The organism is Streptomyces sp. NRRL S-340, from assembly GCF_000720185.1.
In the GTDB taxonomy this organism is placed as follows: Bacteria; Actinomycetota; Actinomycetes; order Streptomycetales; family Streptomycetaceae; genus Streptomyces.
Genome location: NZ_JOIY01000028.1, coordinates 72,395 through 96,294, shown reverse-complemented (window position 1 = coordinate 96,294; position 23,900 = coordinate 72,395). Strand labels below are relative to the sequence as shown.

Annotated in this window: 21 protein-coding genes; 6 read left to right on the top strand and 15 right to left on the bottom strand. The window is 72.8% G+C overall.

The annotated features are described in order from the left end of the window. Position 1: 1 nt before the first annotated feature. Genes IG64_RS22505 through IG64_RS22495 form a run of 3 tightly spaced genes read right to left on the bottom strand, consistent with a single transcriptional unit; the run spans position 2 to position 2,748 of the window. Positions 2-607 carry a dTDP-4-dehydrorhamnose 3,5-epimerase family protein gene (locus IG64_RS22505; protein WP_037859020.1) on the bottom strand — a complete coding sequence of 202 codons (606 nt, stop codon included), beginning with the start codon at positions 605-607 and terminating at the stop codon, positions 2-4. Then, on the bottom strand, positions 607-1,707 hold the full coding sequence (locus IG64_RS22500) for a DegT/DnrJ/EryC1/StrS family aminotransferase (RefSeq protein WP_037859017.1): 1,101 nt from the start codon (positions 1,705-1,707) through the stop codon (positions 607-609). The genes IG64_RS22505 and IG64_RS22500 overlap by 1 nt, the downstream gene beginning before the upstream one ends. 48 nt (positions 1,708-1,755) lie before the next feature. Next, the gene (locus IG64_RS22495) at positions 1,756-2,748 is read right to left on the bottom strand and encodes an NAD-dependent epimerase/dehydratase family protein (protein ID WP_037859015.1); all 993 of its coding nucleotides are present in this window, start codon (positions 2,746-2,748) and stop codon (positions 1,756-1,758) included. Positions 2,749-3,064: 316 nt separating this feature from the next. Here IG64_RS22495 and IG64_RS22490 point away from each other — a divergent pair, with 316 nt between their 5' ends. The 3 genes from IG64_RS22490 (at position 3,065) to IG64_RS22480 (ending at position 6,666) form a co-directional block, all read left to right on the top strand. Next, positions 3,065-4,552 carry an MFS transporter gene (locus IG64_RS22490; RefSeq protein ID WP_078884145.1) on the top strand — a complete coding sequence of 496 codons (1,488 nt, stop codon included), beginning with the start codon at positions 3,065-3,067 and terminating at the stop codon, positions 4,550-4,552. 320 nt (positions 4,553-4,872) lie between these two features. Then, positions 4,873-6,003 carry a glycosyltransferase gene (locus tag IG64_RS22485; protein ID WP_234438591.1) on the top strand — a complete coding sequence of 377 codons (1,131 nt, stop codon included), beginning with the start codon at positions 4,873-4,875 and terminating at the stop codon, positions 6,001-6,003. Positions 6,004-6,246: 243 nt separating this feature from the next. Next, positions 6,247-6,666: an ester cyclase gene (locus IG64_RS22480; RefSeq protein WP_037859012.1), complete on the top strand. Its 420-nt coding sequence runs from the start codon at positions 6,247-6,249 to the stop codon at positions 6,664-6,666. Between the two features lie 390 nt (positions 6,667-7,056). On the opposite strand, the gene IG64_RS22475 is transcribed toward IG64_RS22480, so the two are convergent. The 3 genes from IG64_RS22475 to IG64_RS22460 form a co-directional block, all read right to left on the bottom strand. Then, entirely contained in the window at positions 7,057-7,515 is a 459-nt protein-coding gene (locus tag IG64_RS22475) for a MaoC family dehydratase (protein ID WP_037859009.1), read from the bottom strand. Next, positions 7,515-8,609: a type III polyketide synthase gene (locus IG64_RS22470; protein ID WP_051813228.1), complete on the bottom strand. Its 1,095-nt coding sequence runs from the start codon at positions 8,607-8,609 to the stop codon at positions 7,515-7,517. The genes IG64_RS22475 and IG64_RS22470 overlap by 1 nt, the downstream gene beginning before the upstream one ends. A 396-nt stretch (positions 8,610-9,005) precedes the next feature. Next, positions 9,006-10,421, bottom strand: coding sequence for an NDP-hexose 2,3-dehydratase family protein (locus IG64_RS22460; RefSeq protein ID WP_037859005.1), 1,416 nt, complete (start codon positions 10,419-10,421; stop codon positions 9,006-9,008). A 156-nt stretch (positions 10,422-10,577) separates the two neighbouring features. Between IG64_RS22460 and IG64_RS22455 the strand changes: the two genes are divergently transcribed. The 3 genes from IG64_RS22455 (at position 10,578) to IG64_RS22445 (ending at position 13,156) form a co-directional block, all read left to right on the top strand. Then, positions 10,578-11,204 (top strand): dTDP-4-dehydrorhamnose 3,5-epimerase family protein, encoded by a 627-nt coding sequence (locus IG64_RS22455; RefSeq protein WP_051813206.1) that lies wholly within the window; start codon positions 10,578-10,580, stop codon positions 11,202-11,204. Between the two features lie 213 nt (positions 11,205-11,417). Next, entirely contained in the window at positions 11,418-12,230 is an 813-nt protein-coding gene (locus IG64_RS22450; protein WP_037859003.1) for an AfsR/SARP family transcriptional regulator, read from the top strand. A 17-nt stretch (positions 12,231-12,247) separates the two neighbouring features. Beyond that, positions 12,248-13,156, top strand: coding sequence for a glycosyltransferase (locus IG64_RS22445; protein WP_037859002.1), 909 nt, complete (start codon positions 12,248-12,250; stop codon positions 13,154-13,156). A gap of 262 nt (positions 13,157-13,418) precedes the next feature. On the opposite strand, the gene IG64_RS22440 is transcribed toward IG64_RS22445, so the two are convergent. From IG64_RS22440 to IG64_RS22400, 9 genes are all read right to left on the bottom strand, one after another. Then, the gene (locus IG64_RS22440; RefSeq protein WP_051813224.1) at positions 13,419-14,300 is read right to left on the bottom strand and encodes an ester cyclase; all 882 of its coding nucleotides are present in this window, start codon (positions 14,298-14,300) and stop codon (positions 13,419-13,421) included. A 38-nt stretch (positions 14,301-14,338) separates the two neighbouring features. Continuing rightward, entirely contained in the window at positions 14,339-15,544 is a 1,206-nt protein-coding gene (locus IG64_RS22435) for an FAD-dependent monooxygenase (protein WP_037858999.1), read from the bottom strand. Between the two features lie 48 nt (positions 15,545-15,592). Further along, on the bottom strand, positions 15,593-16,591 hold the full coding sequence (locus IG64_RS22430) for an aldo/keto reductase (RefSeq protein ID WP_037858996.1): 999 nt from the start codon (positions 16,589-16,591) through the stop codon (positions 15,593-15,595). Positions 16,592-16,676: 85 nt separating this feature from the next. Beyond that, positions 16,677-17,783: a 3-oxoacyl-ACP synthase III family protein gene (locus tag IG64_RS22425; protein WP_199811639.1), complete on the bottom strand. Its 1,107-nt coding sequence runs from the start codon at positions 17,781-17,783 to the stop codon at positions 16,677-16,679. Next, positions 17,780-20,146 carry a beta-ketoacyl-[acyl-carrier-protein] synthase family protein gene (locus tag IG64_RS22420; protein WP_037858994.1) on the bottom strand — a complete coding sequence of 789 codons (2,367 nt, stop codon included), beginning with the start codon at positions 20,144-20,146 and terminating at the stop codon, positions 17,780-17,782. Before IG64_RS22420 ends, IG64_RS22425 begins: the two co-directional genes overlap by 4 nt. Positions 20,147-20,183: 37 nt before the next feature. After that, positions 20,184-21,485: a beta-ketoacyl-[acyl-carrier-protein] synthase family protein gene (locus IG64_RS22415; protein ID WP_037858991.1), complete on the bottom strand. Its 1,302-nt coding sequence runs from the start codon at positions 21,483-21,485 to the stop codon at positions 20,184-20,186. Between the two features lie 26 nt (positions 21,486-21,511). Beyond that, positions 21,512-22,801, bottom strand: coding sequence for a beta-ketoacyl-[acyl-carrier-protein] synthase family protein (locus tag IG64_RS22410; protein ID WP_037858990.1), 1,290 nt, complete (start codon positions 22,799-22,801; stop codon positions 21,512-21,514). A 116-nt stretch (positions 22,802-22,917) separates the two neighbouring features. Beyond that, the gene (gene acpS / locus IG64_RS22405) at positions 22,918-23,475 is read right to left on the bottom strand and encodes a holo-ACP synthase (protein ID WP_063758827.1); all 558 of its coding nucleotides are present in this window, start codon (positions 23,473-23,475) and stop codon (positions 22,918-22,920) included. Beyond that, positions 23,447-23,860 (bottom strand): acyl carrier protein, encoded by a 414-nt coding sequence (locus IG64_RS22400; RefSeq protein WP_037858989.1) that lies wholly within the window; start codon positions 23,858-23,860, stop codon positions 23,447-23,449. Before IG64_RS22400 ends, acpS begins: the two co-directional genes overlap by 29 nt. Positions 23,861-23,900: the final 40 nt, after the last annotated feature.

Sequence of the window (23,900 nt, the reverse complement as noted above, 5' to 3'; positions counted from 1 at the left end):
CTCAGGCCTCCCTCCACTGCCGTTCGAGCCGGGTGCTCACCTCGTACCGCGGCAGCAGGCCCTGCTCCGCGGCCTGGGCCAGCGTGGGCGCCACCGTGTCCCGCTCGGAGTACACCGGCGTGATGTCCTCGGGGATCGGCAGACCCAGCGCCGGGTCGGTGACCGAGATCGCCAGCTCGTGCTCGGGCACATAGCTTGCGGTGACCATGTACGACATCACCGTGTCGTCCTCCAGCGCGATGAACGCGTGGCCCAGACCGACCGGGAAGTACGTGGCCCGGAAGTCGTTCTGGTCCATCAGCACCACGTCCCACTTCCCGAAGGTGGGCGAGCCGACCCGGATGTCCACCACGATGTCCAGGGCCGAACCCTTGGGGCAGTAGACGTACTTGGCGCAGCCGGGCGGGGTCAGCGTGTAGTGCACGCCGCGCACCACACCGCGCCTGGACCGGCTGTGGTTGGTCTGGGTCACCGGGAAGTGCGTGTTCCCGGTGGCCTCGGCCCAGGCCGGTCCCTGGAACGGGGAGAGGAACAGCCCGCGCTCGTCGGGGAAGACGGTGGGGGTGAACTCCAGGGCTCCGGCGACGGCCAGTTCGCGGACCTTCATCACAGCACCTCCTTCAGGGCGGCGATGACCTTGTCCTGCAGGCCGGCCGGCAGCGACGGGTACATCGGCAGCGAGAAGATCTCGCCCGCCAGCTTCTCCGTCACCGGCAACGACCCCTTCCGGTATCCGAGATGGGCGAAGCCGGTCATGGTGTGCACCGGCCACGGGTAGCTGATGTTGAGGTTGATGTCGTACGCCTTGAGCGCCTCGATGATCCGGTCGCGCTCGGGGTGGCGGACCACGTAGACGTAGTAGACGTGCGTGTTGCCCTCGTTGACCTTCGGCAGGATCAGCTCGGTGCCGCCCAGGGCCTCCTGGTAGCGGCGGGCGACCTCCTGGCGGCCGGCCACGTAGGCGTCGAGCCGGGTCAGCTTGCGGCGCAGGATCTCGGCCTGCACCTCGTCCAGGCGGCTGTTGTGGGCCGGTGTCTGGACCGTGTAGTAGACCTTCTCCATGCCGTAGTAGCGCAGCTTGCGCAGCTCGGCCTCCACGTCGGGACGTGAGGTGAGCACGGCTCCGCCGTCGCCGTACGCGCCGAGCACCTTCGTCGGGTAGAAGGAGAAGGCGGCGGCGTCGCCGGTGGTCCCCGCGAGCCTGCCCCGCCGGGTGGCGCCGTGCGCCTGCGCGCAGTCCTCCAGGAGCGCCAGACCGTACCGGTCGGCCAGGGCCTTCAGCGGGTCCAGGTCCACGCACTGGCCGTAGAGGTGGACCGGGAGCAGCGCCTTGGTGCGCTCCGTGATCGCCGCCTCGACCTGGCCGACGTCCATCAGGAAGTCGTCCTCGTTGACGTCGACGAAGACGGGTGTGGCACCGGTGCCGTCGATCGCGACGACGGTGGGGGCCGCGGTGTTGGACACCGTGATCACCTCGTCGCCCGGGCCGACCCCGAGGGCCTGGAGGGCGAGCTTGAGCGCGTTGGTCCCGTTGTCGACACTGACGCAGTGCTCCGCGCCGTGGTACGCGGCGAACTCCTCCTCGAAACCCTTGACACTGTCGCCCAGCACCAGCGTGCCGGACGAGAAGACCTTCTCGACGGCCTCGAGGATGTCCTCGCGCTCGCTGTGGTACTCGGGCAGGTAGTCCCATACATAGGTGGTCATGCGCGTTCCTTCTCCTGTCGTCGTTCTGGTCCTGCGGGCGCGGGGAGTTCAGCGGCGGGCGTGCGGTACGGCGTCTCCCAGGGCGGCCACCGTGCGTTCCAGGCCCTCGTCCAGACCGACCAGCGGACGCCAGCCGGTCACCGAGCGGAACGGGGTGGAATCGACGGTCACGCTCAGGAAGTCGGTCTCCGGGGCGTGCGCGGGCGGCTGCACCGAGACGACCGGGACGGCGGGGGAGCCCGTGCGGGCCGCCGCGTGCCGGGCCACCGCGCGGAAGACGTCACCGAGCGCGTCGCCGCGTCCGGTGCCCACCAGCCAGGCGCGGCCGGCCAGCTCGGCGGGGTGGTCCAGGGTGGCGGCGAACGCGGCGGCGACGTCGGCGATGTGGACCAGGTCGCGGCGGACGGTGCCGTCGTGCCACAGGGTGATCTCCTCGCCGGCCAGCGCCCGGCGGGCCATCGCGGCGACCACCCCGCGGTCCGCGGTGCCCGGCACGGTGCCCTCGCCGTACACCGTGGGCAGTCTGAGGCTGACTCCGCGGACCAGGCCGGCCTCGCTCGCCGCGAGCAGCAGCCGTTCCGCGGTCAGCTTCTGCTCGTCGTACACCGTCAGCGGCCGGTCCGGCTCGCTGCCGTCGAGCGGCTCCCGCGGCGGGGCGCCGACCTGTCCGGTGGTGCCCGCGTAGACCACCAGCGGTGGCCGGCCGGGGTTCGCCACCACGTCCAGCAGGTCGCGCATCACCCCGACGTTGACCCGCTCGCCGCCCGGTTCGGCCGAGGCCCGCCAGCCGCCCTCGCACAGCAGCAGGTGGATCACCACGTCCGCGTCCTTGACGGAGGCGGCCAGGGCGTCCGGGTCGGTGAGGTCGGCGGTGACCACCTCGACCTGCGCGCGGGCGTCGTCCGGCACGGCGGCGGGGCGCCGGGCCACCGCGCGCAGGCGCAGGTCGCGGCCGGCCAGCGCGGCGAGCACGGCCGAGCCCACGAAGCCGGTGGCGCCGAGCACGGCCACCAGGGGCCGGTCGGTCGGTTCCGTTGTCATGCGGGTGCCTCCCAGGGCGGGCGGATGGTTGCGGTGCGGCCGGTGCGCGGGGGCGCCTTGAGCGGTGCGGGCCCCACGGCCTGCCCAGGTCCCGCCGGCCCCGATGCTGCTGCCGTCCGATCGGGTGCGGGCGGAGAAGCGCTGGAGGCGGCCCCGGCACGGGCGGCGCGGACCACGGCTCGACCGGTGCTTGAGACCGGCTGCCTAGTCTCGGCGCGACGTCTTGCGCCGGTCCTCGGCGGACCGGCGCCTCGCCAGCGACCGCGCGACGGGCACCGCCGCCCCTCCATGGTGAAGTCGGGAAGGAAATCCCTGAATGAGTACTGACAAAGCCGCCGTCGGCGGCGGTGCGGCCGAGGCGGGGAAGTCGCCGGGCACCACCACGCTGATCACGGGCCTGACCGCTTTCATGGCAGGGCTCGACAACCTGGTGGTCGTCACCGCGCTGCCCACCATCAGGGAGAAGCTCGGTGGCAGCCTGCAGGACCTGGAATGGACGGTGAACGCCTACACGCTCTCGTTCGCCGTGCTGATGATGTTCGGCGCCGCCCTCGGCGACCGGTTCGGCCGCCGCCGGGTGTTCACCGCCGGTCTGCTGCTGTTCACGGCGGCGTCCGCCGCGGCCGCCCTGGCACCCGGCATCGGCGAACTGATCGCCGCCCGCGCGGTCCAGGGCGCCGGCGCGGCGATCATCATGCCGCTCTCCCTCACCCTGCTCACCCACGCGGTGCCCGCCGCGAAACGGGGTGCCGCCCTCGGTGTCTACGGGGCGCTCAACGGGCTGGCCATCGCGGGCGGCCCGCTGGTGGGCGGCGTCGTGGTGGAACACATGTCCTGGCAGTGGGTCTTCTGGATCAACGTGCCGGTGGGCCTGCTGCTCGCCCCGGCCGCCTGGCGAGGTCTGGCCGAGAGCCGCGGCGCGAACAGCCGCCTGGACGTGCCGGGCACGTTCCTGGTCAGCATCGGCATCCTCGGCCTCGTCTACGGCCTGATCCGGGCGGGCGGCCAGGGTGGCTGGGGCGCCTGGCAGGCCGTGGGCCCGCTGCTGGCCGGCGTCGTGGTGGTGGCCCTGTTCGTCCTGTGGGAGCGGCGCAGCAGCGCGCCGATGCTGCCCATGGACATGTTCCGCAACCGGGCCTTCAGCGCCGTCAACGCCGGCGGCCTGCTGATGTCCGTCGGGATGTACGGCGTGGTCTTCCTCATCACGCAGTTCATGCAGACCATCCAGCACCTGTCACCGGCCGGGGCGGGCGTGCGGATGCTGGCGTGGACGGCGATGCCGCTCCTGGTGGCACCCGTCGCGGGCATCCTGTCGGACCGGATCGGCGGACGGCCCGTGGTGGTCTTCGGACTCGCGCTGATGGCCGCCGGGTTCGCCTACTGGGCGCTGGTGATGAGCCCGGACGTGTCCTACGCCGCGCAACTGCCCGGCTTCGTCCTGGGCGGCGTGGGCGTCGCCTGCTTCTTCGCCCCGCTCCTCAACCTGACGATGAGTTCCGTCGCCGAATCCGAGCAGGGCATCGCCTCCGGCTCGACCTCGGCCACCCAGGAACTGGGCGCGGCGCTCGGCGTGGCGCTGCTCGCCGGCGTCTTCAGCCACAACGGCGGCTACGCCTCGGGCCAGGACTTCGTCGACGGCTTCGTACCCGCCCTGTGGGTCGGTGCGGCGGCCATGGCACTGGGCGCGGTCGTGATGCTCTTCGCCACCCGGCCCGCCGGCGCGCAGGGGCGGCCCGGTGCCGGAGCGGAGCGTGCCGAACCGGCCCGGGAGGCGGCCGAACCGGCCCCCGTGGCCGGCCGCTGACACCTCACCGGCCGGACCGTGGTCTCCACGCGACGCCGCCGTGCGGGGCGCGGCGGTCCCGTCGCCGCGTCACCCGCCGTCCGTCATCAGGTGACCTGTGACCTGTCATCAAGTCACCTGTCATCGAGTCACCTCCGTCAAGCCATCCGCGTTCACGCCACCCGCCGTCCGTCATCATCCCCTCCGTCACCCGTCATCACGGATCACTTCTTCCGTCATCACTGATCACGTCCTCCTCATCACGCCACCGGCAGAAAGGCCGCCGCGACATGAAGGTTCTCTTCGCAAGCCTCGGAAACTACGGACACATATTCCCCCTGGTGCCGCTCGCCCAGGCGGCCCAGGAGGCCGGGCACGAGGTCTGGTTCGCCACCAGTGAGCCGTTCCACCCGATCCTGGAGAAGGCGGGCCTGCGGCCGCTCACCGCGGGGCTCACCGTCCCCGAGGCGTTCATCGAGGCGGCCGGCGGCCAGGCCTTCCTGGATGCCAACGGCGGTGCCGTACAGGCCAGTGACGTGCCGCCCGAGGTACTGGCGGGCCTGGCCGTGAAGGCGTTCGGCTCGGTGCTGCCGCGCAGTGTGGCCGCGGACCTCGCCCCCGTCCTCGACTCCGTCCGGCCCGACCTGGTCGTGTACGAGATCCTCAACCCGGGCGCGGCCTTCGCGGCCGTCGCGGCGGGCGTGCCCGCCGTCTGCCACGGCATCGGCCGGGTCTCCTACGACGACACCATGGATCCGCTGGTCCAGCAGGAGCTGTACGCCACGGCGAGCGACCTGGGGGTGGCCGGCAAGATCGGCCAGAGCCGCACCCTGGGCAACCCGTACCTCGACATCTGCCCGCCCGCTGTGCAGAACCAGGACTTCCTGGCCTCGGACGTCCAGCGGATCCCGCAGCGGTCCGTCCCCTTCGCCGAGCCGGGCGAACTGCCCGCGCGTGTCACGGAGGGCGAGGGCCCGCTGGTCTATCTCAGCCTCGGCACCGTGCTCGGCTCCGCGGAGTTGCTGCGCACCGCGATCGACGGGCTGCTGCCGCTCGACGTGCGCGTCCTGGTCGCGTCCCCCGTGGTCGATCCGGCCGCGCTGGGCGAACTGCCGGACCGGGTCGTCGTGCTCCCCTGGGTGCCGCAGGCCGAGGCGCTGCGGCACGCCACCGCCGTCGTCCACCACGGCGGCGCGGGCACCACGCTGGCCGTGCTGGCCGCGGGGCTGCCCGCGCTGATCCTGCCGCAGCCCGGGGACGACGGCCCCGACAACGCGGCCGCGGTGCGGGCCACCGGGGCGGGCCGGGTGCTGCCGGCCCCGGAGGTGTCCGCCGAGGCGGTGGAGGCAGAGATGCGCGCCCTGCTGGGCGACGGCGCCCACCAGGAGGCCGCCCGACGTGTCGCCCGCGAGATGGCGGCCATGCCCGAGCCGGCCGAGACGGTCGCGCGGTTCCCCGAGTTCGTCCGCTGACCGGCCCCGGTACGCACCGCGCCCCGAGCTCGCCCTCGAGCGCGGGGCGCGGTGCGTACGGGACGCCGGGCCCCGGCCCGGCGCCACCGCGGGAACCGGCGTGGCCGAGGCCGCGGGCGCGGTCCCTCCGCGGCGGCCACCGGGCTCGTGGAACGGGGTTGTTCCCAGCTCCAGGGCGGCTCGACCGCAGGTGGCGATGCTCTGACCGACCGTTCTTCTCCGACCCAGCCGAAAGAGACCACCATGCCGAAGAACCACCACGCTCTGGTCCAGCACTTCGTGGACATGATCAACAGCCATGACGTCAGCACCATGCCGGAGCACACGGCGCCCGGCCACATCGACCACAACCCGGTGGTGGCCGACGGCATCGAGGCCAACCAGGCCTTCTGGGTCGCGGTGTTCGCCGCCTTCCCCGACATCAAGGCCGTGGCGCACGACATCGTCGCGGAAGGGGACAGGGTGGCCGGCCGCTTCGAGTACACCGCGACCCACCAGGGCACGTTCCTCGGCGTCCCGGCGACCGGGCGCACGGTGAGCTTCCAGTCCATCGACATCTGGAGGGTGGAGGACGGCCTGCTCGCCGAGCACTGGGACCAGCTGGACATGGGTGACATCTTCCGGCAGCTGGGGGTCGACCCGGCGGCCGTCGCGCACGCGTAGGCGCAAGGCGCCGGATGACGTGGCCGACGTGGGCGGGCGGGCCGGCCCCAGGCCGGCCTGTCCTACCGTGCGGCCACAGGCACTCACATCCCGTAGCGGGCAGGCACGTCGGCCTCACCGTCAGCCCGCGAACCGGGAGGGCGTCGGGCCCTTGCCGTCCGCCCGCAGCCGGCGGCGCGCCCTGCCATCCCCCGGCCGATGCGGTCCCGCACGTGGGGAACGACCCCCGAGGAGCTGATCCGTTCCAGCGACCTGGTCGTGTTCGCGACCGTCGCGGGCGAACCGCACGTCACCGACCCGACGCCGGACGCGGATGAGCGCCGGCACGTTGCGGCGCGAATACCGAGCGCCGCTGCTGCCACCGGCACGCGGTGGGGCGGCCACTGTCCGTCATCCGCCTGTTGTCCTGGGGACGACAAGGTTGCGGCTGAAGGTCATGATGAGCGTGTCGTGCTGGTTGCGGCCCCGGGTCTCCACGGTGACCAGCCCGCGCTCGGGCCGGTCCGGGACGACGCTCTTGGCGAGTACTTCACTTTCGGCGTACAGGGTGTCCCCGTGCATGAGGGGACTGTGGTGGTCGATCTTCTCGAAACCGTGGTGGGTGATGGCTTTTCCTGCGACATCCGCCTCTGACAGCCCCAGAAGCAGCGAGAAGATGTAGCTCCCGATGACGAGGGGCTGCTTGTGGCGGGTGGCGGTGCTCGCGTAGTGGGCGTCCAGGTGGAGCGGGTGGCGGACCATGGTCAGGAGGGAGAACAGGTGGTGGTCGTACTCGGTGACGGTCTTTCCCGGCCAGTGCCGGTAGACGGAGCCCACCTCGAACTCCTCGAAGGTTCTGCCGAAGCCCATCACGCCTCGCCCCCCGCCGCCGCGGGCAGCGGGACCTGCGGGACGGTGCCTGTCTGCCAGGTGCCCAGAGCCAGTTCCATGGTGACGCCGGGACCGAAGCCGGCGATCACGCCGCCGGCGCCGTCGCGGGGCCGGCTCTCGGCGGTACGGCGCAGGACGTCGAAGACGGCCGCCGAGGCCACGTTGCCGTGATGGGAGAGGGTGTGCCGGCTGTCGGCGAGTCCGGCGTCGGGAACGCCGCCGTGGGTGCGCATCGCATCCAGAACGCGGGGGCCGCCTGTGTGCACGACGTAGAAGTCCAGCCCTGGCAGCCGCAGGCCGTTCTTCTCGATGAAGGCGTTCAGCCGAGGAATCATCTGCTGCATGGTCCCTGGGACGCCCTTGTCGAGGCGGAAGTGGAAGCCGGTGTCCTTGACCTCGTAGGCGATCCAGGCGCTGGTACCGGGCAACACGTGAGAAGTCTGCGCGTGCAGCCGTACCCCCGTGCCTTCACCGTCACCGCGTACCACGGCGGCGGCGACGGCGTCGCCGAACAGTCCGTTGGACAACAGGCTGCTGACGTCGTGGTCGTCGGGCTGGTAGCACAGGGAACAGAACTCGCAGGAGACGATCAGGGCGTTGGCGCCCGGGTGGGCCACGCAGTAGTCGCTCGCGCGATTGATCGCCGCGGTTCCCGCGGCACAGCCGAGCTGCGCGACGGGCAGCTGCACGGTGTCGGTGCGGAACCCCAACTCGTTGATCATCCATGACGTGAGGGAGGGCATCATGAACCCCGTGCAGGAGACCAGCACGATGATGTCGATGTCCTCGGCCCGCAGTCCGGCATGGGCGAGAGCGTCACTGATCACCGGGGGCAGACGCTTCTTGGCCTCGCTTTCGAAGACGCGGTTGCGGTGAGTGAATCCAGTGTGCTGCAGAGTCTCGTCGACAGGACGGACGATGTGCCGCTTGATCACGCCGGTGTTCTTGATCAGACGGAGCACCAGCGGCAGTTGCGGGTGGTCCGGGTGCAGTCGCGCGGCGAGCGCCAGCGTGTCCGCTTGTGTGATCACATGCTCGGGTACGGCGACGGCAGGCCTGCACAGCAGAGGCAGCGGCATCTCACCCACCCCCCGCGACGCGCCACTCGGCACGGAGCGCGCCCTCGGCCGCGCGGTGCGCACCGTTTCTGCTGTCCGGAGTCACCGGGGCTCCGGGCGCGCGGTGCGACGGCGCGGACGCGCCCCTGTCCGCGGTGAGAACGGCCGTTCTCCGGCCCCCTGAGTGTTCCCGGGCCCAGTCGTCCATCAGGACGTCGCTGTGTCTCATGCCTTCCCTTTCCTCACAGCAGAGGCCGGCGGGCGATGCGGCCGGATGGGTGCCGTACGTCTCGACGCCTCGGTGTTCACTTGGGTAACGGGCATGCCAGGCTTTCGGTTCATCTCCTCACGGCCCGGGCGAGAGCGATGTCCGGGGTCCGGGAGCCGGCGACGGGAATGTGACGGCAAGACCTAGCGTGCCGACTCCCCCCGCACCGCCCGGGTCGCACGCAGGGCGGCGATCAGGGTGCGCGCCTCGATGTTCACGTAGTTGCCGTGCAGCAGCAGGCCGCCGAGTTGTTCCTCCGTCACCCAGATGAACTCCTCCGGCACGTCGAGCGGGAACTCGTCGCCGGTCTCCACCAGCACGTAGCGGTTGTCGGCGTGGTGGAAGCGGCCGCCCTCCTCGGACTGCACCGAGTCGAACAGGATCCGTTCCCGCGGCGCGCCGAGGACCAGGTCCAGGTAGCGGGGCCGGGCCCCGGCCGGCAGCGACCGCGCGCGGCCCGGCTGGCACTGCACCGTCGGCCCCAGCTCCGCCACGTTCAGTACCCCGGCCTCCGACCTGGCCTGCGCCAGCAGGTGGGGCACGCCGTCGACACGGCGCACCAGGAACGCGGCCAGGCCCCGCTCGGCCGGTGCGAGCAGGGGCTGCGACCAGTGGGTCACCTCACGGTTGGTGGCGCGAATGTCCGCGGCGAGCAGCGTGAAGTGATGCCCGGACTCGTGGGCGATCTCGTCGTCGGTACGCCGCCAGTGGGTGACGTCCGCCAGCGGTATGGAACGCTGGACCAGTTCGCGCCGTGACTTCACCTCGGTGAGCCGGCCCAGGACCTCCTGCAGCGAGTACAGCGGGCGCCCGCCGCCGGCGGACGCGGGAATCTGCGACAGCACGGTCCGGGCGTCCATGTTCAGCACGTTGTCCTCGTGCAGCAGCCCGTACAGCTGCCCGAGGGTCAGCCACACGAAGTCCTCGTGCGCGGGCACTTCGCCGACCGCCTCCACCACCACGTTCCGGTTGCGCTTGCGCAGGAACCAGGCGCCCTGCTCCGACTGCAGCGAGTCGAACAGCACCCGGCTGCCCCGGCCGCCCTGGCGCGGCGGCACGAAGTGCTCCAGGTAGCGGACCGCCGAACCCCCGTGCACGCCCGTGTAGTTGCTGCGGGTCGCCTGGACGGTCGGTGACAGCTGCACCGTCTCCAGGTTGCCCGGCTCCATCTTGGCCTGCATCAGGCAGTGCAGGACGCCGTCGAACTCCTTGACCACGATGCCCAGGATCCCGATCTCGGGCTGGTTGATGATCGGCTGGGTCCAGCTGCTCTCCCGTCCGTTCCAGGAGGTGCGCACGTCCAGCCCCTCGATCGAGAAGAACCGCCCGCTCTCGTGCACGAGGTTGCCGGTGCCGTCCTGGAAGTGCCATCCGGCGAGCGCGGAGAACGGGACGCGCCGTACGTCGTAGCGCTTGGCGCGGCGCTGGGCGGTGAACCAGCGCCGGAACCCGGCGTTGGGCGTGATGGCGCTGTCGTGTGCCTGCGCGGACAGCGCGAAGCGCAGGGCGAGGTCCGCGGTCGTCTCGGAGGGCACCCCTGGGGTCGCGGCGATCGTCATGGACGGGCTCCTTCGCGTGGGCTCGTGCGCGGAATGGGGACCACGACCCTCCTGCACCCCGATCGCCTACGGCTGGAGAGAGCCTTGAGACGGGGGAGCGAACGCCGTACGCAGCGCTCCAGCCGGTCTTGAGCAGCACCGTCTACCGTCGCCGGCATGGACTTCCGCAGCCTGGAGATCAGTGAACTCGCCCTTGCGGACGTGTTCCTGGTCTCGTCCCGGGCCGTCGAGGACGACGTCGTGGTCCGCTACGAGGCGTTCCGCCAGGACTACGTCGAGGAAGCGATCGGACGGCCCTTCGCGATCCGGTACAGCGACCTGTCGGTCGCCCGGCGCCGGGTGCTGCGCGGTATCCACGGCAGCACGGGCCCGGACGGCCGCGCCAGGCTGCTGTGCTGCGTGCGGGGTGCCGCCGTCCATATCGTGGTGGACCTGCGCGTCGGGTCCCCGGACTACGGCCGGTACGAGACGCTCTGGCTGGACCACCGCACCGCGGCCGGGGTGTTCGTCCCGGAGGGGCTCGGCCACGCCTGGCTCGCCCTGGAGGACGACACGGTCGTCGCCTGCCACAGCTCCCGGCCGCACACGGAGGGCGCCGCCTACACGGTCAGTGCGCTCGACCCGGCTCTCGCCCTGCCCTGGGGGCTCACCAGGGCGCCGCTGATGACCGACGACGACCTGGCCGCGCCCACCGCGGCGGAGGCGCTCGCCCGGGGGCTCCTGCCGGCCTACGAGGACTGCCTCGCGCTGTACGCCGGTTCCTCACGCGCCGCCACCGACTGAACCACCAGGCCCCGCGTGCCGTGAGGGACACGCGGGGCCTGAGTCGTGTCCGGAACCCCCTCGGACGCCCGGCCCCTGCCGCGACCAGCGACGGACCATGAATCGGTCACACGCCGGGCAGGACCAGGACACCCGGCAGAGGGGGAGTGACGCACTGTCCGCCCGGCGGGCCGCGTGGGAGGTTCGAGGTCCTACGACAGACAAGGGGGCCGCATGCGAATCTTCGTTCTGGGGTCTTTGGACGCCGAGCTGAGTGGCGTCCCGATCCTGCCCACAGCGGCGAAGCCGCGGCAGATCCTGACACTGCTCGCCATCTACGCCAACCAGGTCCTGCCGGTGTCCGCGCTGATGGAGGAGATCTGGGGCGACGCCCCGCCGCGCAGCGCGCTCACCACGCTGCAGACGTACATCCTCCAGCTCCGGCGCTGCATGGACAAAGCGCTGCAGGGCGAGCCCGGCGGCTCCAAGGAAGTGCTGCTGACCAGGCAGGGGGGATACCTCCTGCGTGCGGAGCCCGGCAGCATCGACGTGCACGAGTACGACCGGCTGTCCTCCCTCGGCCAGCGCGCCTACGACCGCGGCGACAACCAGCAGGCCGCGGAGCTCTTCCGGGAGGCCCTCGGCCTCTGGCGGGGCCCCGCCCTGGTCGACGTGCGCACCGGGCCGCTGCTCGAGATCGAGGCGATGCGGCTGGAGGAGAGCCGCCTCGGGATGATGGAGCGGCGCAACGACGTCGAACTACGGCTCGGCCGCCACGCCGAACTGCTCACCGAACTCACGGCGCTGACCGCCCGGCACCCGCTGCACGAGGGTCTGCACGCCCAGTCCATGGTGGCCTTCTACCGGGCGGGGCGCCCCTCCGCCGCTCTCCAGGTCTTCCAGAACCTGCGCGGCCACCTGGTGGAGGAACTGGGCATCGAGCCCTCACAGCGTCTGCAGCGTCTGCAGCGGGCCGTGCTCGGCAGCGATCCGGTGCTGGACATCGATCCCGGGACCGGGCGGCTGCTCGACCGCTTCACCGGGTGACTCCGCAAGGAGGATCCGTGCGCGTGCTGTTCTCCGGAGGCCTCGGCATGCCGGCCGTGCTGCGACTCGTCCTGCTCGCCAGGGCGATGCAGGCGGCCGGCAACGAGGTCCGGTTCTGCTGTCCGGCCCGGGCCCGCCACCGCGTGGTCCGGGCCGGACTCGTACCGGTCCTGGCCGGGCCGCGGCAGTTCGGCCGGGCCTGGCGGCCCGACCTGGTGGTCCACGATCCGCTGTGCCCCGACTCGGCCGCCATGGCGGCCGAGTCCGGGGTGCCCACCATCGGCTACCTCCCCTACGCCCGGCCGCCGTTGTCGCCGCGGCCGACCGTCTGGATCGACCCCTGCCCCCCGCCGCTGCGGGAGCGGCCGGAACCCGGTGCCTGGCAGGTGCGCTGCGACGCCTGGGAACTGCCGGGGAGGCCGGCGCCCCGGCTCCCGGCCCTCGCGCTGACCCCGCGCGTCTGCGTCACCGGGGCGCCGGCCGGGTCCCGGCCGGAGGACCGGCGCCGGGCGCGGCTCTTCCGGCGGGTCGCCGAGGGCGTCGAGAGCCTCGGCCTGCAACTCCTCGAACTGACCGGCGACGACCATCCCTGGAGCCTGCTGCTGCCCGGCTGCGTCGCCGTCGTGCACGGCGGCGACGAGGGGGTCGTGTACGCGGCGGCCCGGTTCGGCGTCTCCCAGCTGGTGCTGCCCGCGGGGGAGGACGAGCGGCGGGCCGGAGCGCGCCTGGAGCAGGCCGGCATCGGCCGCTGCCTCTCCGACGACGAGCTGGCGGGCGACCCCAGCATGCTGCGGCTGCGCTTCCACGTCGCCGAGCTGGTCAACGGCGGCCGTGCGCTGCCCGAGGCGGTCCGCCTCGGCCTGGCCGTCGCCCGCATGCCGCAGCCCGCGGACCTCGTCGCGGACATCGAGGCGCTGGTGCGCTGAAGCCGGGCGGGGGAGAACACGTACGACGGGTCCGCGCCGTCAGGGGATGTCCGGCGCGGACCCGTCGGTCCGGATGCCCAGCGGGCAAGCCTCCCAGGCCTGCGGGCCTGCGGGCCTGCGGGCCTGCGGGCCTGCTGACCCGCGGCCTGCGCAGGGGGGTGGCGGGCAGGAGGCCTTCGTCCGCGCGGCCCGGGGGAGGACCCCAGTCTGCCGACCGCCTCTGGAGAACGGCTCGAACAGCGGTCGGCGGACCGTGCCCCGCTCAGCGGGGTCCGTCGGGGCGGTCCGGGACGAGCCGCTGCGGCGCCGTCCAGGTGAGGCCGATCGACTCGCAGGCAGTGGCGGGCCCGGCCCAGGGGTCCTCGCCGTGGATGTCGAGGATCTGCTCGCGCAGCCACAGGTCGAAGGGGTCCTTCGACTCCGCCCAGCGCTTCCTGGTCCGCTCCGGGTCGGCGGTCTCGAACTCCAGGATCACGTGGTCCCGGTTCGGCCGCGGGTCGATGCGCAGCACCTCGTGGGTGATGCCCAGCCGCCGCCGTGAGGCCTCGTACTCGCGCAGGCGCGGCCCCTGCAGCTCCTGGGTGAGCCGGTGCCAGGCCATGGGCTTGCCGTTGCGCAGCGGCACGGTGCGCACCACGGACCGGGTGCCCTTCTCGCTGCGCCGGCCGCCCTTGCGGGGCGCCAGCATCCGCATGCCGAGCGCCGAGAACAGGTTGGACGCCACCCCGTGCGCCCAGCGCTCGGCGATCCTGCCCTCCTCGTCGAACCGCCAGACGACGATGCCGACGGAGACGAACGAGCGGCCGGTGGGCGCGACGCCCAGCAGGTCGCCGAGGTGGGTGCCGCGCCAGGTGTTGTGGATGACGACCATGTCGCCGTGCGCGCTGATGTCCTCGATGGTGACGTGGAAGTCGGGGAAGGCCTCACGCAGTCCGCCGATGGTGTACTTCACGCCCTCGCGGCCCTGGGGCGCCCCGGGCAGGCCCTCGTGGTCGACGACGTCCGGCCGGTACAGCTCGTCCACGACCGAGAAGTCGCCCCGGTTGACGAACTCGGCGAAGACGCGCCGGATGCTCGCCTTGTTGCGTTCCTCGGTACTCTCCCACGCCGTCAGCGCGGGGTTCTCGGTGGTCGCGGTGGTCACAGCGGCAGTCCTCTCTTCCTGGGCGTTCACGAACGCGCTCACGCCGCGGTGGCGGCGTTGGAAGCCCACCGCGTGGCATAGGCGACGTGTTCCTGTTCCGTGGTGCGCAAGGTGCGGGCCCAGCCGAGCTTCAGCACCCGGTCGCGGAGCCAGATGGCGGCCGGGTTCTGCAGCGCGCCCATCACGCCGATGCGGTGGGCGAGCAGCTGCATGGGCCGGGTGCGCTCTTGCCGCTCGGCCTCGTAACCGCGCAGCGCCTCGGCGACGGTGGCACCGGGCGCGGCGAGGTGCTCGGCCAGCACGAGGGCGTCCTCGACGGCGAGGCAGGCGCCCTGCCCGATGTTGAAGCTGACGGCGTGCGCCGCGTCGCCGAGCAGGGTGACCCGGCCCCGTCCCCAGACCGGGTCGGGCTTGCGGTCCACCACGTCGCTGCGGATGATGCTCTCCGGCACGGTGGCGTCGAGGATCCGCCGCACCGGGTCGACCCAGCCGGCGTGCCGGGCACGCAGCATGTCCAGGGTCTGCTCGGGTGTGCCCTCGTCGCGGCCGCCCGCGGGGCCGTTGGCGACGCTCATCCAGTGCACGACTCCGGGGGCGATGTCGTAGTAGGTGAAGCGGGTTCCGGGGCCGAACAGGGCCTGGAAGCTGCCGGGTTCGAACTCCTCGGCGCTCATCCTCGCGTGACCGCGCCAGGCGATGTAGCCGGTGTAGTCGGGCGGCTGGTGGCCGAGCAGGCCGGCGCGCACGGCGGAGTGGACGCCGTCGGCGCCGATCAGGAGGTCCCCGTCCTCGGAGGTTCCGTCGGCGAAGTGCAGGCTCACCCCGTCGGCGTGCTCGGTGTACCCGGTGACCTCGGCGCCGGTGACGACGGGCGCGTCCACGGCGTCGCGCAGGATGCCGTGCAGGTCGGAGCGGCCGATGGCGACCGTGGGCTGTCCGTAGCGCTCGATGAACTCGCCCACCGGGTAGCTGCCGATGGCCCGCCCGGTCGAGGTCGCGAAGCGGCACACGGACTGGACGGGGGCGATCTCGGTGACCTGCTCGGCGAGCCCGAGGTGGGCCAGGGCGAGCATGCCGTTGGTGAAGATGTGCAGTCCCGCGCCGCCGTCGCGCAGTTCGGGCGCGCGCTCGAAGACGACGGACTCGATGCCCTGCTGCTGAAGGGCCAGCGCGGTGGCGAGACCGCCGAGTCCGCCGCCGGCGATGAGGGCTCGGCGGATGGGGCGGGGTGCTGGTGCGGACATGTCCTTCTCCCGGGAGTCGGGGCGGATGGCTTGGGTGCGGACGGGGAGTCAGCGGTTCAGCTGGGGCATCTCGGCGGCCGGGTAGCGTTCCCCGGCCGTGATGCCGTACGGGGCGATGGAGTCGATCGCCGCCAGGACGTCGTCGCTGAGCCGGACCTCGCTCGCGGAGACGTTCTCCTCCAGGTAGGTGCGGCGCTTGGTGCCGGGGATGGCGACCACGTCCTGACCGCGGGAGAGCACCCAGGCCAGCGCCAGGCGGCCGACCGTGGTGCCGGTCGCGGCGGCCAGGTCGCTGAGCTGGTCGACCACGGGCAGGTTCCGGCGGATGTTCCCGCTCTCGAAGCGGGGCGCGATGTGCCGGAAGTCGAGGCCCTCGGGGATGTCGGAGGTGTCGCGGATGGTGCCGGTCAGGAAGCCGCGGCCGAGCGGGCTGTAGGCCACGAATCCGATGCCCAGCTCGCGCGTGGTCTCCAGCACGCCGTTCACCTCGACGTCGCGGGTGAACAGCGAGTACTCGGTCTGCACGGCGGTCAGGGGGTGCACCGCGTGGGCGCGCCGGATGGTCGCGGGCGCCGCCTCGGAGATTCCCAGGTGCCGCACGAGCCCGGCCTCGACGAGTCCGGCGAGCGCGCCGAAGGACTCCTCCACGGGGACCTCGGGGTCGACCCGGTGCAGGTAGTAGAGGTCGAGGTGGTCGGTGCCCAGACGGCGCAGGGTGCCCTCGATCGACCGGCGGATGTACTCGGGGCGGTTGTTGACCCGCCACGTCAGACGGCCGTTGTCGATCTCGCTGCCCACCTTGGAGGAGAGCACGACCTCGTCGCGGCGCCCGGCGACGGCGCGCCCGATCAGCTCCTCGTTGGCGTACGGGCCGTACATGTCGGCGGTGTCGAGCAGGGTGACGCCCAGCTCCAGGGCCCGGTGGATGGTGGCGAGCGCTTCCGTCGCGTCCGCCTCGCCGTAGCCGATCGACATGCCCATGCAGCCGAGCCCCTGGGCGGAGACGTCGAGGCCGGGCTTTCCCAGCGTGCGGTGTCCGATTGCCATGCGGTGTTTCTCCTTGGAATTCACGCGTTACATCTGATGTCCGGGGCGAGGGCCGTGGGGCCCGCGGAGCCTTGCCGGGGGCCGTTCAGGCCGGGACGGGTGCCTGCCAGGTCACGGAGAGGCCGGTGTAGACGTACCGGCTGGCCTCGATGCCGAGCAGCACGACGCGGTGGCCGGGGCGGATGCGTCCCGAGGTCCAGCCCGCGTCCAGCGACAGCGGCACCGCCGCGGAACCGGTGGCCCCCACATCGGCCAGGTTCTCCACGATCCGCCCGGTGAGCGCCTGGTTCTCCTCGGCGGACAGACCGGCGGACTCGTACTCGCCGGCGAAGTAGTCGGCGTTGCCCTCCGGCAGCACGATCGCGTCGAACTCCCCGAGCGGGCGGCCCTCCTTGCGCGTCAGCTCCTGGATCGCGCGGACGAACACCTGCGGTCCGAAGGACGAGGTGCCCGGCACGTCGATCTTCATCTGGATCAGCTGGCGGCGGCGCAGCTGCTCCGCCTGCGACACGTCCGTACCGCCGCCGATGATCTCCATCCCCGGCTTGCGCAGACCGCCCACGCAGGCGTTGACGAAGGTGGACGGGTCCGCACGCGGGCCGGCCGTGTCGTCGACGGGCTCGGCCCGGAGCACCACGGCCCCCGCGCCGTCGCCGAACGTGTACAGCGTCAGCCGGTCCCGCATCCGCACCCGCGCCGGGTCCTTGCCCAGGAAGAGCGGCGCCATCAGCGGCGAGACGGACTCGCTGCCCACCACGAGAGCGGTGCGCGCCGTCCCGTCGGACAGCTGCCGCCTGGCCAGGTCCAGTGCCTGCACCCAGCCCGCGCAGGCCCCGCGGATCTCGATCGCGGCGATGCTCTCCAGGCCCAGGTAGTGCTGCAGGGTGGTGGCCACGTTGGGCAGCGTGTACTCCGGCGTCGCCGTGCACACCACGATCAGGTCGACCTCACCGGGCTCCACACCGGCCCGGTCCAGGGCCTGCCGGGAGGCACGCTCGGCCATCCGGCTGTTGTTGATCACGTGCTCGCCCGTGACCGGGTCGATCATCCAGTACCGGGTCCTGACCTGGATGCCCTCGAGGACGTCGTCCGGCAGCGGCCCGACGTACTTCTCCAGTGCGGCGTTGTCCAGCGGATCACCGGGCACATAGCTGCCGGTGGAGAGGATCTTCACGTCGTACGCGGTGGTCATCGGCCGGACTCCGTTCTGCGCAGGGGGGCGGGGGAGAGGACGAGCGAGGTGTGGGTGCCGCCGAGGGACGAGCTGTTGACCACGACGGGGCGGTGGGCGCGGCCCTCGCGCCAGGCACCGACGGCGAGGACCGCCGACAGGTGGGCGCCCGCGCCGGCCGGCTCGCCGAGCACCCGCTTCGGGGTCTCGAACCGCACCCGGTCCAGGTCGAACACCCGCTCCGAGGCGGCCCGTTCGGGACGGTCGGCGACGGCGAGACCCGCCGCGTTCGCCCAGACGGCGCCGATGTCCCCGGGGCGCAGCCCGGCGCCGTCCAGCGCCGCGCGCATCGCCCGCTCGACGCCGTCGCCCGAAGGATCCCAGCGGCCGATGCCGCAGGCGTCCGAGACGGTCGCGTGGCCCAGGACCACGGCGTGGATCGTGGCGCCGCGCCGCTCGGCGCTCTCACGGCGCTCCAGCACCAGCGTGATGCCGGCCTCGGCGAGCGTGTACCGGCGCCCGGCGGCCGTACCGAACAGCGGCATGGCGCGGTACGCGTCCAGCGCACCCGGCGAGAAGGCCTCCACCGCGGGCACCAGCAGGCGCTCGGCGCGACCGGTGCGCAGCATGTCGCAGGCGGCGACCAGGGCGGCGGCGCCCGCCGCGTGGCCCGAAGTCAGCGTCGACGTCGGTCCCTTGGTACCGAGGGCCATGGCGACCTGGCCGGCCGCACCGTTGTACACGGTGGCCGGGAAGACGGCCGGGTTCGCGGCCTGCGCGCCCGCGGCCAGCACCGGCGCGGTGAACCGCTCGCTGCTCTCCATCGGACCGATCGCGGTGCCGGCCACCACGCCGGTCGCGGCCGTGGCGGCCGCGTCGCCGAGCGCGTCCGCGTGCCGCAGGGCGGCCCGGCAGGCGGCGACGGCGAGCTGGGAGACCCGGTCCATGCGCCGGCGCTCCCGGGCGGTGCCCGCGGCCGAAGGGTCGAACTCGACCCGGGCCAGGCGCAGCCCGTCCTCGGGAACGCCCTGCCGCCGTCCGGCCGCGTACGCGTCCCAGAGCGCCTCGGCGCCCTCGCCCGCCGAGGTGATCACACCGAAGCCGGTGACCACGACGTCGTCCGGACGGGAGTGCGCGGCCGGCACGGCGGGGCCGCCGGGGCGGGCGAAGGCGACCGTGGCGTTGGCCCCGGCGAACCCGAAGTTGTTCGACAGCGCGGTGTCCAGCACCATCGGGCGGCCCGTCCCCGCCACCGGGTCGAGCCCGCACTGCGGATCCTCCCCGGCGAAGGAGGCGGTGGGCGGCGCCACCTGGTCGCGCAGCGCCAGCACCGTGACGATGCCCTCCACCGCACCGGCCCCGCCGAGCAGATGACCGATCAGCGACTTGGTGCTGGACAGGGAGGTCTTCTCGGCGGCGTCGCCGAACGCGGCACGCACCGCGTTGCTCTCCGCCGCGTCGTTCTTCTGCGTGCCGGTGCCGTGCCCGTTGACGTACCGGACGTCGTCGGGGGTCAGGCCCGAGGCGGTCAGGGCCGCCCGGATCGCCCGCGCCGCGCCCTCCCCCTCGGGATGCGGCGCCGTCGGGTGGTGGCCGTCCGCGGACAGACCGTAGCCCAGCACCTCGGCGACGACCGGCGCGCCGGTCCGCTCGGCCGCCTCCTGCGACAGCAGCACGAGCATGCCGCTGCCCTCGCCCAGCGACAGGCCCGACCGGCCCTTGGAGTAAGGGGCCGCGGGCTGCACGGAGAGCGACTCCAGGCTGCTGAACCCGGCGAACGCCGACTCGGTGAAGGCGTCGCTGCCGCCCACGAGCATCGCGTCCGCGCGCCCCGCCCTGATCACGTCCAGGGCGTGGGCGAGCGCGTGCGCGCTGGAGGCACAGGCCGTGTTGGCGCTGAGCACCGGACCCTTGAGGCCGAAGGCGGCCGACAGCGCCTCCGCGGCGGCCTGCGGCGGTACGAACGTGTACCGGTGCCAGTCGGGAGTGCGGCCCTCCTGCACCTCGCGCAGCGCGAGTTCGGCGCTGCGCCAGCCGCCGTGGCAGGTGCCGTACGCGACACCCCAGCGTTCGGCCGGGATGTCCGTGCCGACCGTCAGGCCCGAGGCGGCCATGGCCTCCTCGGCGGCGCTCAGCGCGAAGTCCACGCAGGAGTCGCGGACGCCGGAGCCCGGGGCGTAGTCGTAGGCGGGGCGGGGGCGTTCGGTGATCTCGCCGCCCACGGTGGTCTGGTAGCCGTCCATGGGCAGACCGCGCACGGGCGAGATCGCGACCCGCCCCGCCCGCACCCCGTCCCACAGGGCCTCGGCAGAACCGCCCTGCGAGGTGATCGCGCCCACGGCGGCGATCACGACACGGACGGCCTGGTCCGGAACGTCACTCATGCTCTGCTTCCCTTTCTGGACAGGCCTGTCCGGCCGCTCACGCGGGCCTGGACAGGCTGAGGGCCACGGCCTGGCCCTCGATGCCCCGGGCCAGCGCCATCGCGTGCGCGGGCCTGGCCTCCCGGGCGCTGCCGCGGACATGGTCCAGAGCGCACGCCGGGTCGGGGTCGTCGAGGTTGAGCGTCGCGGGCAGCGCCCCGTGGTGCAGGGCGAGCGCGCACACGGCGGCGTTCAGCGCGCCGCCGCCGCCGACGAGGTGACCCGTCTGCGGCTTCACGCTGCTCACCGGCACGGACGCGGCGGCCGTGCCCAGCGCGGTGCGCAGTCCCGCGCTCTCCGAGGCGTCCCCGAGCCGGGTGCCCGAGCCGTCGGCGGCGACGTAGCCGAGGTCGCCGGCGGACAGCCGGGCGTCCCGCAGCGCGTGCCGCACCGCCCGCGACACGCCCCGGCCCCGGGCGTCCGGCGCCGGCGGCGTACCGCAGTCGTGGCCGGCGCCGTAGCCGGTCAGCTCGGCGTAGATGCGGGCGCCGCGGCGCAGCGCCGACTCCTTCTCCTCCAGGACCAGCAGCGCGGCACCCTCGCCGGGAACCGCCCCGCTGCGCTCCCGGTCGAAGGGCCGGTACGCCGCCTGGCCGAGGCCGTTGCGCGTGGTCAGCACGCCGAGCCGGTCGAGCAGCGTCATCGCCCACCAGTCGGTGGCGTCCTCGTAGCCGCCCGCGATCACCACGTCCGCGTCCCCGCGGCGCACCGCGCGCATGCCCCGCCCGATCGCGGTGGCCCCCGCGTCCGCGCCGCCCGCGAAGAACGCGCTGGCGCCCCGGATGCCGTACGTCTGCGAGATGTTGAAGACCGCGCCGGGCTGAAGTCCTTCGACGAAGAACAGCGGCGGCATGATGACGTCCGCGCGCCGGCCGAGGTGCGCCAGGTCGGCCCGGCCGTCCGGGCGGCGGATGACCTTCAGCTCCTCGATCAGCTGGTCCATGCGGCCGATCGACTTGTTGCCCCCGAGGTAGAGGCCGGCCCGGTGGCCGAGCTCGTCGCCCCCGGCCTGGTTGTGCGGCAGGCCCGCGTCGTCGAGGGCGAGCCGGGCGGCGGCCAGCGCGAGACGGTCGCCGCGGTTGATGGTGCGCAGTTGCCGCCTGGTGGCGAACCGGGTGGCGTCGAAGCCGGGTATCTCACCGCCCAGCCGGGTCTGCAGCGGCGACGGGTCGTAGGCCCGGATCGGGCCGATCCCGCACTCGCCCGCCACCATCGCCTTCCAGTTGGCCTCGGGGCCTTCCCCCAGGGCGGTCAGCAGGCCGATGCCGCTGACGACGACCTGGCGTCCGGTGCCGCTCATCGGTGCTCCTCCGTCTCCTCGGGCCGTCATCGCTCCGCCTTCTCGGCGCGTTCGTCCTCGTAACGCCCCACGACCAGACCGACGTTGGTGCCGCCGAAGGCGAAGGCGTTGATGAGGGCGTGGCGCACGTCGTGCTCGCGCGCCGTGTTGGGGACGAAGTCGAGGTCGAGCTTGCGGTCGGGGGTCTCCTGGTTGATGGTCGGCGGCACCAGACCGTGGTTGATCGCCCCGATCGAGGCGAACACGCTGAGCGCGGCGCCCGCCGAGGTGAGGTGACCGGCCATCGACTTGGGCGAGCTGACCAGCAGCCGGTAGGCGTGGTCGCCGAACACCTTCTTGATCGCCGTGGTCTCCGACAGGTCGTTCCCGTGGGTGCTGGTGCCGTGCGCCGCGACGTAGTCGATGTCGGACGGTTCGAGACCGGCGTCCGCGATCGCGGCCTGCATGGACTCGATGGCCCCGCTGCCGTCCGGCGGCGAGTCGGTGACCCGCCAGGCGTTGAGACTGGTGCCGTAGCCCAGGATCTCGGCGAGGATGTGCGCCCCGCGGGCGCGGGCCGCCTCCAGGTCCTCCAGGACGAAGGCGACGCCGCCCTCCCCGAGGACGAACCCGGACCGCTTCCCGTCGAAGGGGCGGCTGGCCCGGGCGGGGTCGTCGTTGTACTCCTTGGTCAGCGCCCCCAGCAGGCTGAAGCCCACCAGGTCGAGCCAGGACGTCAACGAGTCGTAGCCGCCCGCGAGCATCAGCGTCGCGTCACCCTCCTGGAGGGTGCGGAAGGCCTCTCCGATGGCGTGCGCGGAGCCCGAGCAGGCGGTGGACACGCCCAGCATCGGGCCGGTCGCGTCCAGCATCCTGGCCATCGCGGCGGTGGGGATGCTCTGGCTGTAGGACAGCGCGTCCGAGGGCGCGTACGGGAAGAACGCGTCGTCGCGGCCGGTCTCCTCGCGCAGCGCCCCGACGTCCACCAGCCACTGCAGGTCCGGGCGGTCCACGCTGGCGCCCATGGCCACGCCCATGTCCGCGCCGTCGTAGGTGTCCTTGCCGACACCCGCGTTGCGCAGCGCCTCCCAGGCCGCGCCCACGCCGAAGGTGCCCGGCCGCAGCAGCCGGCGCAGGCCCACCGAGGCGGGCACGGCGTCGGCGAGGTCGAAGTCCTTGACCTCGCCGGCGATGGTCACGTCGTGGCCGGTGGTGTCGATCGAGGTCAACTGCCCGACGCCGCTGCGTCCTTCGGCCAGGCCGCGCCAGGTGCTCTCGGCGTCGTTGCCGAGCGGCGTGACGGCGCCCATGCCGGTGACGACCACCCTGCGGTTCATCGCAGCGCCTCCGTCCCCGGCACCGGCCGGCTGCCGAGGCGGTCGGTCAGGTGGGACCGCATCATCGGCCTCCCTCGGTCGTGGACCGCCCCAGACCGAGCTGCGGGGTCCGGCCGTCAAGCCTCATGCCGATCGTCTCCTTCTGCCGTGGGTGTGCTGTGGGGTGCCGTGTCCGGCGTCGTGCGGGTGGGCGGCCCGGAGCCTCGGGCCGTGCCGGGCGGGTCGGCCGGGCACACCACGACGGCGTGGGCCACGGCGAGACCTCCGCTGTGGCTCAGGGAGATGTCGATGTGGTACATGCCGAGGGCCTGGGCGACGGTCTCCGCCTCGCCGTGCAGGCGTACTTGGGGACGTCCGCCGCGGTCGTTGACGACCTCGATGTCCGTCCACTCCATGCTCGGGGTCATCCCGGTCCCGAGGCACTTGAGTACGGCCTCCTTGACGGCCCAGCGGCCCGCGAGGTGTTCACCGGTCCGTCTGCGGCGGTCGCAGTAGGCCAGCTCGCGAGGGGTGAACACCCGCTCGCGCAGCCCGGGTTGCGAGGTCATCAGCTCCTCGACCCGGGCCACCTCGGCCACGTCGACGCCGGTCCGCACGCGCAGCGGCGGCGGGTCGGGGCGGTCGGGCGACCGCCCCGCGCCCGGCTCACGCAGCGGCTGCGGCGAGTGAGGCACGCTCGGCCACCAGGTCCGTCAGGTTCTGCACGGTGAACAGCGTCAGCACCTCGTCCGCCGTGAGCTTGCCGGCCAGTTCCTGCACGTCGATCTGCGGCAGGGACTTCTTGAGCTGTGCCAGGCCGACCTCGTTGATGATGTCGTCCTCGTCGGCGAACTCCTCGTCGGGGATGCCGCCCTGGAGCAGTTCGGCTATGTCCGCGACCTTGATCTTCACGTCCGAGGCCCGCTCGATGCGGAACAGGACGTCGAGCAGGTCGATGGACTCGGCGTCCAGGTCGCCCAGCAGGGTGGCCTCGGGCACGACCTCCTCGATGTCGAGGCCCAGCGCGACGGCGACGGCGTCCTGGACGATGGCGGAGAAGTCTTTCTCCTCGTACGACATGTGTTCTTACCCTTCGTGAACTGTTGTTGCTGATGGGACG

Bases quoted from the DNA above. Each gene is read 5' to 3' on its own strand.
- IG64_RS22505 (WP_037859020.1), bottom strand. From the start codon at position 607: ATGAAGGTCCGCGAACTGGCCGTCGCCGGAGCCCTGGAGTTCACCCCC.
- IG64_RS22500 (WP_037859017.1), bottom strand. From the start codon at position 1,707: ATGACCACCTATGTATGGGACTACCTGCCCGAGTACCACAGCGAGCGC.
- IG64_RS22495 (WP_037859015.1), bottom strand. From the start codon at position 2,748: ATGACAACGGAACCGACCGACCGGCCCCTGGTGGCCGTGCTCGGCGCC.
- IG64_RS22490 (WP_078884145.1), top strand. From the start codon at position 3,065: ATGAGTACTGACAAAGCCGCCGTCGGCGGCGGTGCGGCCGAGGCGGGG.
- IG64_RS22480 (WP_037859012.1), top strand. From the start codon at position 6,247: ATGCCGAAGAACCACCACGCTCTGGTCCAGCACTTCGTGGACATGATC.
- IG64_RS22475 (WP_037859009.1), bottom strand. From the start codon at position 7,515: ATGGGCTTCGGCAGAACCTTCGAGGAGTTCGAGGTGGGCTCCGTCTAC.
- IG64_RS22460 (WP_037859005.1), bottom strand. From the start codon at position 10,421: ATGACGATCGCCGCGACCCCAGGGGTGCCCTCCGAGACGACCGCGGAC.
- IG64_RS22455 (WP_051813206.1), top strand. From the start codon at position 10,578: ATGGACTTCCGCAGCCTGGAGATCAGTGAACTCGCCCTTGCGGACGTG.
- IG64_RS22450 (WP_037859003.1), top strand. From the start codon at position 11,418: ATGCGAATCTTCGTTCTGGGGTCTTTGGACGCCGAGCTGAGTGGCGTC.
- IG64_RS22435 (WP_037858999.1), bottom strand. From the start codon at position 15,544: ATGTCCGCACCAGCACCCCGCCCCATCCGCCGAGCCCTCATCGCCGGC.
- IG64_RS22430 (WP_037858996.1), bottom strand. From the start codon at position 16,591: ATGGCAATCGGACACCGCACGCTGGGAAAGCCCGGCCTCGACGTCTCC.
- IG64_RS22425 (WP_199811639.1), bottom strand. From the start codon at position 17,783: ATGACCACCGCGTACGACGTGAAGATCCTCTCCACCGGCAGCTATGTG.
- IG64_RS22420 (WP_037858994.1), bottom strand. From the start codon at position 20,146: ATGAGTGACGTTCCGGACCAGGCCGTCCGTGTCGTGATCGCCGCCGTG.
- IG64_RS22415 (WP_037858991.1), bottom strand. From the start codon at position 21,485: ATGAGCGGCACCGGACGCCAGGTCGTCGTCAGCGGCATCGGCCTGCTG.
- IG64_RS22410 (WP_037858990.1), bottom strand. From the start codon at position 22,801: ATGAACCGCAGGGTGGTCGTCACCGGCATGGGCGCCGTCACGCCGCTC.
- IG64_RS22400 (WP_037858989.1), bottom strand. From the start codon at position 23,860: ATGTCGTACGAGGAGAAAGACTTCTCCGCCATCGTCCAGGACGCCGTC.